This window comes from Nocardioides speluncae, assembly GCF_003121585.1.
In the GTDB taxonomy this organism is placed as follows: domain Bacteria; phylum Actinomycetota; class Actinomycetes; order Propionibacteriales; family Nocardioidaceae; genus Nocardioides; species Nocardioides speluncae.
On record NZ_QEOO01000001.1, the window covers coordinates 47,494 to 60,918 of the forward strand.

Below are 13,425 nucleotides of genomic sequence, written 5' to 3' on the forward strand. Positions count from 1 at the left end.
TCAGCCCGCGCTGAGGAGCGCCTCGACGAGCTGGCGGTACACCCGAAGCTGGGCCCGCATCGCCGAGGCGTCCTCGAGCGTGCGGCACAGGATGAAGCCGCCCTCGAACGTCGTGTAGAGGTGGTCGGCGAGCGCGTCGAGGTCGATCCCCGCGACGGCGGCGCGGCCGGCCAGTGCGGGCCGCAGCAGGTCCACGATCGCGTCGCGCCAGGCGACGGTCGCCTTGGTGACCAGCCGGTTGATGTCGCTGCCGGTGAACTGGCGCTCGGCGAGCACGCTGGCGTACAGGCAGCCGGACTGCTCCGACATCAGCTCGTCGGCGCCGTCCTCGTAGAACCGGAGGAACGCCACCAGCCGCGCCGCCGGATCGTCGATCTCCGCGACCGCGGCGAGTCCGGCATCGAGGTGCTCGAGATCGCGGGCGGCGTACCGCTCGGTCAGCTTGAGGGCGAGGTCGTGCTTGGAGCTGAAGTGGTGGAAGAACGCGCCCTTCGAGCTGGCTGACTCCGCGATCACCTCGTCGAGCGAGGTCGCCTGGTAGCCCTGCTCGGTCATCAGTCGCTCGGCGGTCTGCAGGATCCGCTCGCGGGTGGCTGTTCCGTCTCTTGGCACAAAACCGTTGTACCAGACCAGGCAGTCTGCTAAAACAGACCAATCAGTCTGGAACGATTCGGAGCCCACCATGAACACGACCCTGCCGCAGCTCTCGGGCAAACCCGTTGTCACCGACGGCGGGCTGGAGACCGACCTCATCTACCACCACGGCGTGGACCTGCCGGACTTCGCCGCCTTCCCGCTCCTCGACGACGAGCGCGGCCGCGAGCTGCTGCTCCGCTACTACGGCGGGTACGTCGCGATCGCCGGGCGGGTCGGCGCGGCGGTCCAGCTGGAGACGCCGACCTGGCGGGCCAGCTCCGACTGGGGCGAGCGGCTGGGCTACTCGGCGGCCGACCTCCGCCGGGTGAACCAGGACGCGGTGCGGCTGCTGCAGCGGCTGCGCGACGACACGGGTGACGTGTCGGTCCTGGTCAGCGGCAACCTCGGGCCCCGTGGTGACGGGTACGTCGCCGGCGAGGCGGTCGACCCGGACGACGCCGCGGCGTACCACTCACCGCAGATCGAGGCGCTCGCCGAGGCCGGCGCCGACCTGGTGACCGTGCTGACCCTCACCGGCACCGGCGAGGCCGTGGGCATCGTGCGAGCGGCCCGGGCGGCGGGGCTGCCGGTCGCGGTCTCCTTCACCGTCGAGCAGGACGGCCGGCTGCCCGACGGGACCACGCTGGCGGCGGCAGTCGCCGAGGTCGACGCCGAGGGTGGCCCGGACTACTTCATGGTCAACTGCGCCCACCCCACCCACATCGCCCCCGGGCTCGCCGAGCCCGGATCGTGGCGCTCGCGCATCGGCGGGCTTCGCGCGAACGCCTCGAGCATGAGCCACGAGGAGCTGGACGCGGCCACCGAGCTGGACGAGGGTGACCCGGTCGCGCTCGCTACCGCCCAGCACGCGCTGCGGCCGTCGCTGCCGAACCTGGCGCTGGTGGGCGGCTGCTGCGGCACCGACGCCCGCCACGTCGCCGCGATGTGGGGCGTTGCCTGAGACTGGCCCCATGAGCTTCGACCCGGCCCACACGCAGCGCGAGTACGCGGTCCGGTTCGACTGGGGACCGACCGGGGCAGCGGCGACAGCGGCCGACATCGCGGTGGTGGTCGACGTCCTCTCCTTCACCACCACGCTGTCGGTGGCGGTCGAGCGCGGGATCGAGGTGCTGCCGTTCCGGTGGCGCGACGATCGAGCGGCGGCGTACGCCGAGGAGCAGGGTGCGACGCTCGCGGTCGGCCGGTTCGAGGCGCGGTCCACGACCGCCGGTGCCGAGGTCAGCCTGTCGCCGGCCAGCGTGGCGGCGGCCGAGGGCCTGAAGCGGCTGGTGCTGCCGAGCCCCAACGGCTCCGCGATCAGCTTCGGCCTGGCCGACTCCGGCGCGATCGTGTTGGGCGCGTCGTTGCGCAACCGCCGCGCCGTCGCGGCGTACGTCGCGACGCTGGCCGCCGAATCCGTGACCGTCATCGCCGCCGGTGAGCGCTGGCCCGACGGCTCGCTGCGCCCCTGCGTCGAGGATCTCTGGGGAGCCGGCGCCGTGCTCTCCGCGCTGGCCGACCTCGGCGTCACCGGCCTCAGCCCGGAGGCGCGCGTCGCGGAGGCGTCGTACCGAGCGGTCGAGTCACGCCTCGCCGAGGACCTCGGAGCCTGCGCCGGCGCCCGTGAGCTGGCCGAGGCCGGCTTCGCCGACGACGTCGAGGTCGCTGCCCAGCTCGACGTCAGTCACGCCGTACCGCTTCTAGTGGACGGCGTTTACGTGGCACAGCCCGGATAGTCCAGTACGTTTCGCATCAACTTCCGGCCGAAAATGATGTCGAACGTACTGGACTATCCGGTCGACGCGGCAGGTGTCGCCGGCTGAGCGCGGAGCCGGTAGCCCATGCCGCGGACGGTCTCGATCCGGTCCTGGCCGAGCTTGCGGCGCAGGTAGCGGACGTAGACGTCGACGACGTTGGAGCCGGGGTCGAAGTCGAAGCCCCAGACCTGGCTGAGCAGCTGCTCGCGGGAGAGCACCTGGCCGGCATTGCGGAGGAACGTCTCGACCAGCGCGAACTCGCGGGCGGTGAGCTCGACGATCCGGTTGCCGACCGCGGCCTTGCGGGTGCGCAGGTCCAGGACCAGGTCCTCGCAGCGCAGCACGGTTACCTCCGGTGACCGCTCGTCGCGCAGCCGGAGCCGGATCCGGGCCAGCAGCTCGTCGAAGCGGAACGGCTTGCTGACGTAGTCGTCGGCGCCGCCTTCGAGCGCGGCGACGGTGTCCTCGACCGAGCCGCGGGCGGTCAGGATCACGATCGGGATCGAGCTGCCGGCCGCGCGCAGCTCGGCCAGTACGTCGAAGCCGTCCAGCTCAGGCAGCCCGAGGTCGAGCACGAGCAGGTCGAACTCGGCGGTCAGCGCGTAGCCGAGTGCGGAGCGTCCGTCGCCGACCACGGTCGGGGTGAACCCGTTGGACCGCAGCCCCTTGGCGACGAACGACGCGATCCGCTCTTCGTCCTCGGCGATCAGCACCCTGCTCACTAGTCGTCACCGTCGTTATCGCCGCCGCGGTCATCGTCATCACCGCCGCCGTTCCCGCGGCCGCGGTTGTCGTCACCACCGTCGTCACCGTCGTCGTCGCCGCCGCGGTCGTCGTCATCGCCCCGGTTGCTCGGTGTGCTCGGCGACGGCTTGGGCCGGGGCTTCGGCGTACTGGACGTCGTCTGGGTCGGAGTGGTCTCCACGACCACGGGCTCACCGAGGTCCGGCGGCTGGTCCACCTGCCCGAGTACGACGCCCGCGAGCGCACCGCCGACCAGCAGGCCGGCCACGGTGATCGCGGTGATCCTTGTCGGCTCGTTCATGGCGACCACCATCCCTGACTCAGCGACGATCCCGATGAGAACAAGATGAGGTTCTTCTCATCTGGACTCACCGCCGCTGCAACCGGTAGCCCATCCCGCGGACCGTCTCGATCCGCTCGCTGCCGATCTTGAGCCGCAGGTAGCGGATGTAGACGTCGACCACGTTGGAGCCGGGGTCGAAGTCGGTGCCCCAGACCCGGCTCAGCAGCTGCTCGCGGGACAGCACCTGCCCGGGGTGCCGCAGCAGCGTCTCCAGGAGCACGAACTCGCGTGCGGTCAGCTCGACCTCGCGTCCGCCGGCCACCGCGCGGCGGGTGCGCAGATCGAGCATGAGGTCGGCGGCGGTGATCGTGGTGGCCGGCGGCCCGGAGGCGTCCCGGATCCGCAGCCGGATCCGCGCCAGCAGCTCGTCGAAGCTGAACGGCTTGGTCACGTAGTCGTCGGCCCCGCGCTCCAGGCCGGCGACCGTGTCGTCGATCGATCCGCGGGCGGTCAGGATCACCACCGGCATCGTGCTGCCGCCGGCCCGCAGCCGGTCGAGTACGCCGAACCCGTCCAGGCTGGGCAGCCCGAGATCCAGCACCAGCAGGTCGTACTGGCTGCTCTGGGCGTGGTCGAGCGCCACCTTTCCGTCGCCCACGACCGTCGGCGTGAAGTGGTGGGCGCGCAGGCCCTTCGCGACGAACGACGCGATCCGCTCCTCGTCCTCGGCGATCAGGATCCGGTTCACGGGACCGCACCGTCGGTGAGTACGACGCCGGCGCGGGGGCCGCCGCCGGGAGCGGCCGCACCGGGGATCTCGAGCACGAACCTGGCGCCGCGGCATACCTCCTCGTCGGGACTTCTGTCGAGCCAGGCCCGCCCGCCGTGCGCCTCGGCGATCGCCCGGACGATGGCCAGCCCGAGCCCGGAGCCGTCGGCGCGTGCCGAGCCCGGGCCGCGCTGGAAGCGGTCGAAGATCCGCTCCTCGTCGCCGGCCGGCACGCCTGGCCCGGTGTCGCGGACCCACAGCCGCACCAGGTCGCCGGACGCGGCCGAGCCGATCGCCACCTCGTCGCCGTCCTGGGTGAACTTCACCGCGTTCTCGGCGAGCTGCACCAGCGCCTGGGTCAGCCGCTGCCCGTCGCCGGTCACGGTCGCCCCGGCGAGCTCGTCGATCCGCCAGTCCCGGTCGCCGAGCGCGCGCGCCTTGTCGAAAACGTCCTCGGTGAGCTGGCCGACGTCGACCCGCCCGATCCGCAGGAAGTCCGGCCGCTCGGCCTTGGCGAGCACGACCAGGTCCTCGACCAGCCGGCTCATCCGGTCCAGCTCGTCGAGCACCAGTGCCTGGGTCTCGGTGACCTCCTCCGGGTCCGCGACGTCGAGCAGCTCGATGTGGCCGCGCACGATCGTGATCGGGGTCCGTAGCTCGTGGCCGGCGTCGTTGAGGAACCGGCGCTGGTTGGCGAACGCGTCCTCGAGCCGGTCCAGCATGTCGTTGAAGGTCCGCGCCAGCATCGAGACGTCGTCGCGGCCGGTGACCGCGATCCGGCGGGCGAGGTCGGTCTGGCTGATCCGCTCCGCGGTCCGGCGTACGTCGTGCACCGGCCGCAGCAGCCGGCCGGCGGTTAGCCAGCCCACCAGCGCGACCAGGGCGAGCGCAACGACCGCCACCGCGATGTAGGTGCGGATGGTCTCGGCCAGCTCGGCGTGCTCGCGCTCGGTGAACGCCGCCACCACGAACGTGCCGCGCTCCTCGCCCTTCACGACCGGCATCGCGGCGAACCGGACCTGACCGTCGGCCGACTCGTAGTCGCCGTACCGTGGGCGATCGGAGGAGGTGGCCGCGTCGCGGAAGCCGGGCTCGTTGTGCAGCGTCAGCTCGCCGCCGACCGGTGCCAGCGGGGCGTCGGTGTCGCCGACGAAGGCGGCCAGCGTCTGGTGCTCGTCGGGGACGTTGCGCGACAGCGCAACCTCGAGCAGCCGGTCGATCGTCGTGAACGACTGTCCGTTCTCCGGGTCGACGCCGGTGCGCTGGAACGACGTGAACTCGTCGATCTCCTGCTTCAGCGACCGGTCGATCCGGCGGTCGATCCGCTCCGTCTCCAGCAGGTACGCCGCACCCGCCGCGCCGGTCATCGCGAGCGCGGTCAGCACGATCACCCACGCCATGATCCGCGCCCGCACCGAGCCGAAGGCGTCCGTGGCCGCGCGTAGGACCTTCATCGCACCAGGGTAGAACCGAGTCGTCCCCCTGAGCGTGCGTCGGAGCGCACGCCCAGGGGGACGACGTACCTCACTCGAAGCGCTGGAAGCTGACGGTGTAGTCGTCCAGCCAGCCGTTCAGCGTGTGGGCCGGGCTCGAGTCGTGCAGGTTGGTGTAGACCTGGAACCGGTGCGCACCGGGCTTCAGCTTGGCGCAGAACTGCACCGAGTTGCTGTTCCAGCTCGAGACGCCGGTGATGGCGAGCTTGTCCGCGCCGGCGGTGAACGGCGGCACGTTGACGCCGTCCAGCTTCAGCTCGAGGCCCATCCAGTCGTTGGCGTCGCCCCCGGTGAGCTGGGTCTCGGCGGAGAAGGTCACCAGCACGGTGTCGGTGCCCGAGGCTGGCCCGTTGGCGGACAGGGAGGCACCCGGTACGGCGCGGTCCTGGTCGTTGACGGCGGTCTCGGCGAAGATGAACGGGCTGCTGACGATGCGGCTGTGCATATTGATCGAACGGCCGCCGTCGCACTTGACGACGACGGGAGCGGCGGCGCTGGAGGCGGCCCCGCCCTGGGCGGCGCGCTGGTCACCCTGCGCGGAGGCGGACCCTGCGGCGTACGCACCGCCGGTGGCGGCGAGCGCGAACACACTGGCGGCGATGAGCTGCTTCTTCATGGGAGCTTCCTTTTCGAGAGCGGGCCGCCCCCGCGGCGGCCCTGCTGCCCACTGAAGAGTGCAGTGCCGCTGCCGCCGATACCTCGCCAACCAAGACTTAACCCACTTAACTCACTTAACCGTCGGTACGGCGCTGGCGGGTGCCTGTGGATAGCGACTCCGGCTTGTCGGTCGACGCTGGTAGACAGTGGTCATGGCTTCTGATGTCGACCGCAGCACCGCTCGCACGCAGGCGGAGGCGCACCTGCGCGCCCTGGTGGGTCGCGACGACGCCGTGCTGCGCGAGGACCAGTGGACCGCGATCGAGGCGCTCGCGGTGGACCGGCGGCGGGCGCTGGTCGTGCAGCGGACCGGCTGGGGCAAGTCGGCGGTCTACTTCGTGGCGACCGCACTGCTGCGGGCCGCCGGGTCCGGGCCGACCGTGATCGTGTCGCCGCTGCTCGCGCTGATGCGCAACCAGATCGCCGCCGCCGAGCGGGCCGGCATCCACGCGGTGACGATCAACTCCACCAACCTGGAGGACTGGTCGCGGATCGAGGAGGAGATCGCTGCCGGCGGCGTCGACGTGCTCCTGGTCAGCCCGGAGCGGCTCAACAACCCGTCGTTCCGCGACAACGTGCTGCCCCGGCTGGCGGCGACCGCCGGTCTGCTCGTGGTCGACGAGGCCCACTGCATCTCCGACTGGGGCCACGACTTCCGGCCCGACTACCGCCGGATCCGGACCATGCTCGCCGACCTGCGCCCGGGCATCCCGGTGCTGGCGACAACCGCCACCGCCAATGCCCGGGTCACCGCCGACGTCGCCGAGCAGCTCGGGACCGATGTTCTCGTCCTGCGGGGAAGCCTTGACCGCGAGTCGCTGAAGCTCGCGGTGGTCCGCCTGAGGACCGCCGAGCAGCGGCTCGGCTGGTTGGCCGACCACCTCGGCGAGCTGCCGGGGTCCGGGATCATCTACTGCCTGACGGTGGCGGCGACCCAGGAGATCGCGGCCCACCTGCGTGCCCACGGCCACAACGTCGCGGCGTACTCCGGACAGACCGAGACGACCGAGCGGGAGGCTCTCGAGCACGACCTGGCCAGCGGCCGGGTCAAGGCGCTGGTGGCCACGAGTGCGCTCGGGATGGGCTTCGACGCGACCCTCGGCTTCGTGGTCAACGTCGGCGCTCCGCAGTCGCCGGTCGCCTACTACCAGCAGGTCGGCCGCGCCGGCCGCGGCACCGACGAGGCCACGGTCGTGCTGTTGCCGGCGACCGAGGACCGCGACATCTGGAAGTACTTCGCCTCCCTTGCCTTCCCTCGCGAGCAGCTCGTCCGGCAGACGCTGGCGGCGCTCACCGACGCCGCCCGCCCGGTCAGCACCGCCGCGCTGGAGACCTACGTCGAGCTCAACCGGACCCGCCTGGAGACGATGCTCAAGGTGCTCGACGTCGACGGCGCGGTCCGCCGGGTCCAGGGAGGGTGGGAGGCCACCGGCGAGGAGTGGGAGTACGACGCGGAGCGCTACGCGCGGGTCGCGGAGGCGCGCGAGCGGGAGCAGCAGGCGATGCTCGACTACCTCGCCACCGACGCCTGCCGGATGTGGTTCCTGCGCGACCAGCTCGACGACCCGGACGCCGACAAGTGCGGTCGCTGCGACAACTGCGGTGGTCTCGACGTGTCTGCCACGGTGTCGGAGGCGGCGCTGGCCGACGCGGAGGAGGCGCTCACCCGGCCCGGCGTGGCCATCGCCCCACGCAAGCTGTGGCCGATCGGCCTGGCCAACCTCAACATCGACCTGAAGGGCAAGATCAACCCGCTGCCCGCGGAGGGCCGGGCGATCGCCCGGATCACCGACCTCGGCTACGGCCAGGCGCTGCGCGAGCTGTTCCGACCCGGGGCCGGCGACGGCCCGGTGCCGGTGCCGCTGGTGAAGGCGGTGATCCAGGTTCTCGACGACTGGCGCCCGGCCGCCGACGGGATCGTGTACGTCGAGTCGCTGACCCGGCCCACCCTGACCAGCGACTTCGCCGAGGGTCTGTCCCGCTACCTGCGGATCCCGGTCGTCGGCCGGGTCGCGATCGTCAACCACGATGTCGCGGCCGGCCAGGGCGCGGTCAACTCCGCGCAGCGGGTGGCGGCGGTCCGCCGGCGGTTCGCGCTGGATCCCGGCGCGCAGACCGGCCGGATCCTGCTGCTCGACGACCTGGTCGTCACCGGCTGGACGCTCACGGTCGCCACCGCGCTCCTCCACGACGCCGGCGCGACCGGCGTACTCCCGCTCACCCTGGCCGTCGAGTCCTAGACGGCCGGTCGCAGACCCCGCCAGCAGCAGGCCCCGCACGACAGAAGAAGGGGCCGACCGCTTGTGGCGGCCGGCCCCTGTCCGGGGACACGCACTGACGCCCGAACGGCAAGCGCCAGCCTGGCAGGGGAATGTGGTGTCCCCGCCCGTTCGATCGGAAGGTCAGCTCCCTGCCGGCGACGGCAGCTCGCAACCCTCCTTCGCCAGGTCCAAGCTGTTGTCGTCGGCGAGGCAGGTGTAGAACCAGGCGGTCTGCTGGCCGTACGCCGCACCCTGGTCGACGGTCACCTCACCGTTCTCGTCGACCTCGCACGGGTTGTTCATCGTGCACTCCTGGCCGTCTTCGTTGCCGGTGTTGTTGACGCCGATGACTTCGCCCGACTCGGTGGCCACGATCGGCGAGCCCGAGGTGCCGCCGATGGTCTCGCACGGCTTGACGTACTTGATCGAGCTCTCCATGGTCCACTCGGCCTCCTTGAGCTGGTGGACCGTCTTCTCGACCGAGCAGTCGTAGATCTTCTGCCAGTAGCCCGATACGACCTTGCTCGACGTACCGTCGGCCGGCGACTCGCTGGCCAGCGTCAGCGGCTCGAAGCCCTCGACCTCGGCGGCGATCTCCTCGTAGGTCTTGTCGAGCTCGTAGAGGGACACGTCGGTCTTGGTCATGGTCGCGTAGAGCAGCTTGGTCGCGGTGGCCTCGCCGGCCTCCGAGCCGTCGGCGCCGAGCAGCGTGAACGCCCGGTTCGACGGCTGGTCGACCAGCACCTCACCGGCGCCGGGCATGCCGCCCTCGTAGCAGTGACCGTTAGTCAGACCCAGCGCCTTGTCGGTCGGCTGCGAGTCGTCGTACCGCACGATCGAGGCCGAGCAGTTGTTCAGCGCCGCGACACCGGTGAAGTCGACCTCGCCGGCCGGCGGGTCCGTCGGCGGGTCGGTCGGCGGGTCGGTGGGCGGGTCGGTCGGGTCGCCGCCACCTTCGCAGGTCGGCTCGTCGGACTGAGCGGGCACGCTCACGGCGTCCCAGGCAGCCTTCACGGTGTTGAACTCGGCGCAGCTCTCCGGGAACAGCGTCTTGGCCGCCTCGAGCGTCCAGGTCCGGTACTTCAGGTACGACGAGTCCGAGGTCTTCAGCAGCATCGCGTTGTAGAGGATCTTGCCGGCCTTCTGGATGCCGATGCCCTGGACCGACTCCGGGCCGCCCTCACAGATCGGGCTCTCGGGTCCGCCCTCGGGCGCGTTGCCCTGGGACAGCAGGTAGAACCAGTGGTTGCCCGGTCCGGCGGCCGCGTGCACCCCGGTGTTGGGGATCTCGTCGGAGTAGCAGTTCGGGTCGCCGTCCACCTGGGACGGGTCGTACATGTTGCGGATCGGGCCGGAGCCGACCAGGTCGACCTCCTCGCCGACCAGGAAGTCGGGCTCGTCGAACTCCTCGCCCTGCGCCGAGTAGGCCTCGGTCAGCGCGCCGAACACGTCGGCCACGAACTCCTGGGTGCCCTCGCCCGAGATGCCGCCCGGCGTCTTGTCGTCGATGCCGTGGCCGTACTCGTGGGCCACCACGTCCATCGAGCTGATCCACTTGCCGGCCTGGCTGTGGCCGATCTGGACCTGCGAGCCGTCGTAGTAGGCGTTGATGTCGTCCAGGCCGACCCGCAGCGGCACATAGCCGCCCTCGCCGTCCTGACCCGAGCGGCCAAGCCACTCGGTCAGCATCTTGTCGAGGACCTGGGTGCCGTAGAAGCCGTCGACGCAGCCGGTCTCCTTGTTGGTGGCGTCACCGTCGCCCCAGGTGTCATCGGGACCGGTGTGGGTCTCGCTCGTGTCGGCGTCCTGACACACGATCGCGTTGTTGTTCGGGTTCTGCAGCGAGAACTGCCCGCCCGACTCCGAGGTCTCCAGCTGCAGCGGGTCCGGGCCGCTGTAGGCGCCGTCACCCTCGCCATAGATGACGTGCTCGACGGACTCGAAGATCGAGCCGGTCTGCGCGTCGACGTACACGGTCTGGCGGGACGGCTTGCCGGCCTTCTCGCCCGCGACAGTGGTCTCCCAGGCGAGGCGGGCCTGCTGACCGGTCTGGCCGAGCGTGTGTACGACGAGCCGCGGCTTGGTCGTGGTGACCACCCGCGACAGGCGGCGCTCGGCGGCCTTCTTGGCGCGCTTCGCGGTGATGCCGGCCTTGGTCGAGAGGCCGGAGATCGTCCGGTCCTGCGCCACCGAGGTGTTGATGACGTTGCCCTTCTTGTCGGTGACGACGACGAAGTCGCCACCGATCACGGGCAGACCACGGAAGGTCCGCTCGTACGGCACGTACTGGGTGCCGTTCGCGCTGATCACGTCACCGGCGACGAACTTCTCTGCCTTGGCGGCGTGCAGAGCCTTCGGGCGGCTGTCGACGAACTTGTCCGCACCCGAGGCAGCCAGGCGCTTGGCCTGCACCTTCGGCTGTGGGTCGGAGGAGGCGCTGGCGCCCGCGAGTCCGGGTGCGGCAATCGAGAAGGCCGCCAGTCCGGTTACGGCTGTCGCCACCGCCACCTTTCGGATGGACGATGAGGAAACCATCATGGTTTTACCCTTCGTGGGGGAACTGGTGCCCGACATCGTGCGTGCCTGGACTAGACCAGTGGAACCAGTTCCTAGTGGCCGAGCAGCGCCATGACCATGACCGGTCAGGCATCGCAGGCCCGCGGCTGGGCGCTAGATCAGATCGCGCCGCGCGGCTTCCACGCCGGCCTGGAATCGGGACTCGATCCCGAGCTCCTCGAAGAGCGCCCGCAGCTTGCGGGTGAAGGTGCGGGGGGCGACGCCGAGCTGGCGGGCGATGGCCTGGTCGGTGAGACCGTCGGCCAGCAGCCGCAGCATCAACAGCTGCTCGTCGTCGAGCTGCTCAGCGTGGGCGGCGTCCGGAACCCGGCCGACCGCCCGCGCCAGCGGGGTCGCCTCGGCCCAGCAGTAGTCGAACATCCGCCGCAGCAGCTGTACGAACGCGCCACCGCGTACGACGATCGCGCCCGACCGGCCCTCGGCCCAGCGCATCGAGCAGACGGCCGTGGCGCCGTCGGCGAGCACCATCCGGAACGGCAGTGTCTCCCGGATCCGTACCGAGGCGCCGGCCTCGGCGAGCCGTTCGAGGTAGCCGCGGGTCGGCACGCTGCGGACCGCGCTGGACAGGTAGATGGTGCGCACCTCGATGCCGCGTTCGAGTACGGCGAGATCCTGCGGCAGCGCGGCGTCGATCGCCTCCTGGGGCAGCGCGCCGCCGGAGTGGACGGTGAGCAGCTCGCGCTGGACGGTGCCGCCGAGCTCGGCCAGGAAGGCGCGTGCGGTCTCGTTGCCCTCGAGCACGGTGTTCATGGCGGCGTCGTCGACGGCGGCCCGCAGCGCCGGCACCATGCCGACGAGGGACTCGATGTCGGCGGCCAGCCGGCCGGCGGTGCTGGACCACTCGGCGATCGCGCGACCCTGGTCGGCCATCACCTGCTCGACGGCGAGCATCGGGTCGACGACCAGCCATCGCGCACCCTGCTCGTCGAGCCCGGCGACGCGGCGTACCAGCCCCATCCGGGCCAGCTCCTCCCGAGCCTTCGAGAGGGCGTCCGGGGAGACGGCCAGCGCCTCGGACAGCCGCTCGTCCGACCAGTCGTCGTGCTGGCGCAGTAGGCGGTAGAGCCTGCTCGCGAGTTCGTCATTGTGGTCGGGCACGACGACACCTTTGCCGTTTCGCTTACGGTTGTCGAGAGCGAACCGCGGTGGGCGACTGGATAGCTGATCGCGATGGCGGGGTTTGGACACGGCCATGATCGGCCACCCTGGACCAATGGAAGGTCCGACTGTGCTCGGGCGATCCTGACGGACAGTGTCCCGTCAGGGGGACAGAAGGAGGGAAAACGACAGCATGCGTACGCACCGGTGGATTCTCGGGCTCCTACCTGCTTCGCTCCTGGCGACGGTCGTGGTCGGCGGCGTTCAGCCCGCCAGCGCCAGCCTGGCCTGGGCCGATGACCCCTGCGAGGAGAACGGCGGCCAGGTCGCCGTCGTTCCCGACAAGGCGGCAGCGGCCGCCGCCAGTCACCCGATCGCCTACGTCGCCTGCGGCGACGGCTCGCTGCTCTACCACGGCGAGGACGGCAAGGGCACCAACTACAAGATCCCCGAGGTCGACACCGACGACTTCGTCGACGTCGCCTCGACCACCAACCACGGCATGTACGCGCTGACCCGCTACGGCCGGATCGAGACCGTCCACGGAGCCACCCATCTCGGTGAGCTGGCGTCGTCGGCCGACTCCGTCGCGCTGGAGACCACGCCGTCCGGCCAGGGCTACTGGATCGTGACCGCGGCCGGCCACGTCGCCGGCTTCGGCGACGCGAACGACCTTGGTCCGCAGGAGGACACCACCGTGCACTCCCCGGTCGTCGCCTTCGCGCCGCACGGCACGACCGGTGGCTGGGTGGTGACCGCGCTCGGCGAGGTGGTCGCCGTCGGGAACGCACCCGACCACGGCGGTGTCGCGGGCCGGGTCGGTCAGAACGACCGGGTGGTCGGCATCGTCGCGGACCGGAGCAGCAACGGGTTCTGGGTAGTCACCCGGGGTGGCCACATCCTGGAGGCCGGTGGCGCCGCCGCCGAGCCGGACGCCGCGAAGTGCCAGAGCGAGCCGGGCGGCCAGCCTCCGTTCACCGGCGCGGTCGCCGACCCCGACCCGAACTCCCGCGCACCCCTGTGGATCTACAGCGCCAACGGGGGCATCTGCGGCTTCAACCCCGGCGCCTGAGGACGGATAGTCCGTCACGCAAATCATGGGCCGTCAACCCCGACCCATGATTTGCGTGGCGGACTATCCGGATTTCGG

12 protein-coding genes are annotated in these 13,425 nt (G+C 71.0%); 4 read left to right on the forward strand and 8 right to left on the reverse strand.

What is annotated here, in order from left to right:
* Positions 1–612: a TetR/AcrR family transcriptional regulator gene (locus tag DDV73_RS00270; protein ID WP_161962242.1), complete on the reverse strand. Its 612-nt coding sequence runs from the start codon at positions 610–612 to the stop codon at positions 1–3.
* 70 nt (positions 613–682) lie between these two features.
* On the opposite strand from DDV73_RS00270, the gene DDV73_RS00275 reads away from it, so the two are divergent.
* Together DDV73_RS00275 and DDV73_RS00280 are read left to right on the forward strand one after the other, a co-directional pair.
* A complete protein-coding gene (locus DDV73_RS00275; RefSeq protein ID WP_109505248.1) occupies positions 683–1,597 on the forward strand; it encodes a homocysteine S-methyltransferase family protein in 915 nt (304 codons plus the stop codon).
* Positions 1,598–1,607: 10 nt separating this feature from the next.
* Positions 1,608–2,372: a 2-phosphosulfolactate phosphatase gene (locus DDV73_RS00280; protein WP_109505249.1), complete on the forward strand. Its 765-nt coding sequence runs from the start codon at positions 1,608–1,610 to the stop codon at positions 2,370–2,372.
* Between the two features lie 53 nt (positions 2,373–2,425).
* Here DDV73_RS00280 and DDV73_RS00285 read toward each other — a convergent pair whose 3' ends face one another.
* The 5 genes from DDV73_RS00285 to DDV73_RS00305 form a co-directional block, all read right to left on the reverse strand.
* Positions 2,426–3,115, reverse strand: coding sequence for a response regulator transcription factor (locus DDV73_RS00285; protein WP_109505250.1), 690 nt, complete (start codon positions 3,113–3,115; stop codon positions 2,426–2,428).
* Positions 3,115–3,438, reverse strand: coding sequence for a hypothetical protein (locus tag DDV73_RS00290; RefSeq protein WP_154402543.1), 324 nt, complete (start codon positions 3,436–3,438; stop codon positions 3,115–3,117). The genes DDV73_RS00285 and DDV73_RS00290 overlap by 1 nt, the downstream gene beginning before the upstream one ends.
* A gap of 67 nt (positions 3,439–3,505) precedes the next feature.
* The gene (locus tag DDV73_RS00295) at positions 3,506–4,168 is read right to left on the reverse strand and encodes a response regulator transcription factor (RefSeq protein WP_109505252.1); all 663 of its coding nucleotides are present in this window, start codon (positions 4,166–4,168) and stop codon (positions 3,506–3,508) included.
* A complete protein-coding gene (locus DDV73_RS00300; RefSeq protein WP_109505253.1) occupies positions 4,165–5,643 on the reverse strand; it encodes a sensor histidine kinase in 1,479 nt (492 codons plus the stop codon). The genes DDV73_RS00295 and DDV73_RS00300 overlap by 4 nt, the downstream gene beginning before the upstream one ends.
* Before the next feature lie 70 nt (positions 5,644–5,713).
* Positions 5,714–6,298 (reverse strand): hypothetical protein, encoded by a 585-nt coding sequence (locus tag DDV73_RS00305; RefSeq protein ID WP_109505254.1) that lies wholly within the window; start codon positions 6,296–6,298, stop codon positions 5,714–5,716.
* A 193-nt stretch (positions 6,299–6,491) separates the two neighbouring features.
* Between DDV73_RS00305 and DDV73_RS00310 the strand changes: the two genes are divergently transcribed.
* A complete protein-coding gene (locus tag DDV73_RS00310; RefSeq protein ID WP_109505255.1) occupies positions 6,492–8,579 on the forward strand; it encodes a RecQ family ATP-dependent DNA helicase in 2,088 nt (695 codons plus the stop codon).
* 162 nt (positions 8,580–8,741) lie between these two features.
* On the opposite strand, the gene DDV73_RS00315 is transcribed toward DDV73_RS00310, so the two are convergent.
* Positions 8,742–11,102: a M4 family metallopeptidase gene (locus tag DDV73_RS00315; protein ID WP_240617027.1), complete on the reverse strand. Its 2,361-nt coding sequence runs from the start codon at positions 11,100–11,102 to the stop codon at positions 8,742–8,744.
* Between the two features lie 168 nt (positions 11,103–11,270).
* Positions 11,271–12,275 (reverse strand): helix-turn-helix domain-containing protein, encoded by a 1,005-nt coding sequence (locus tag DDV73_RS00320; RefSeq protein WP_109505257.1) that lies wholly within the window; start codon positions 12,273–12,275, stop codon positions 11,271–11,273.
* 193 nt (positions 12,276–12,468) lie between these two features.
* On the opposite strand from DDV73_RS00320, the gene DDV73_RS00325 reads away from it, so the two are divergent.
* Positions 12,469–13,347 carry a hypothetical protein gene (locus tag DDV73_RS00325; RefSeq protein WP_109505258.1) on the forward strand — a complete coding sequence of 293 codons (879 nt, stop codon included), beginning with the start codon at positions 12,469–12,471 and terminating at the stop codon, positions 13,345–13,347.
* The last annotated feature ends 78 nt before the right edge of the window (positions 13,348–13,425 follow it).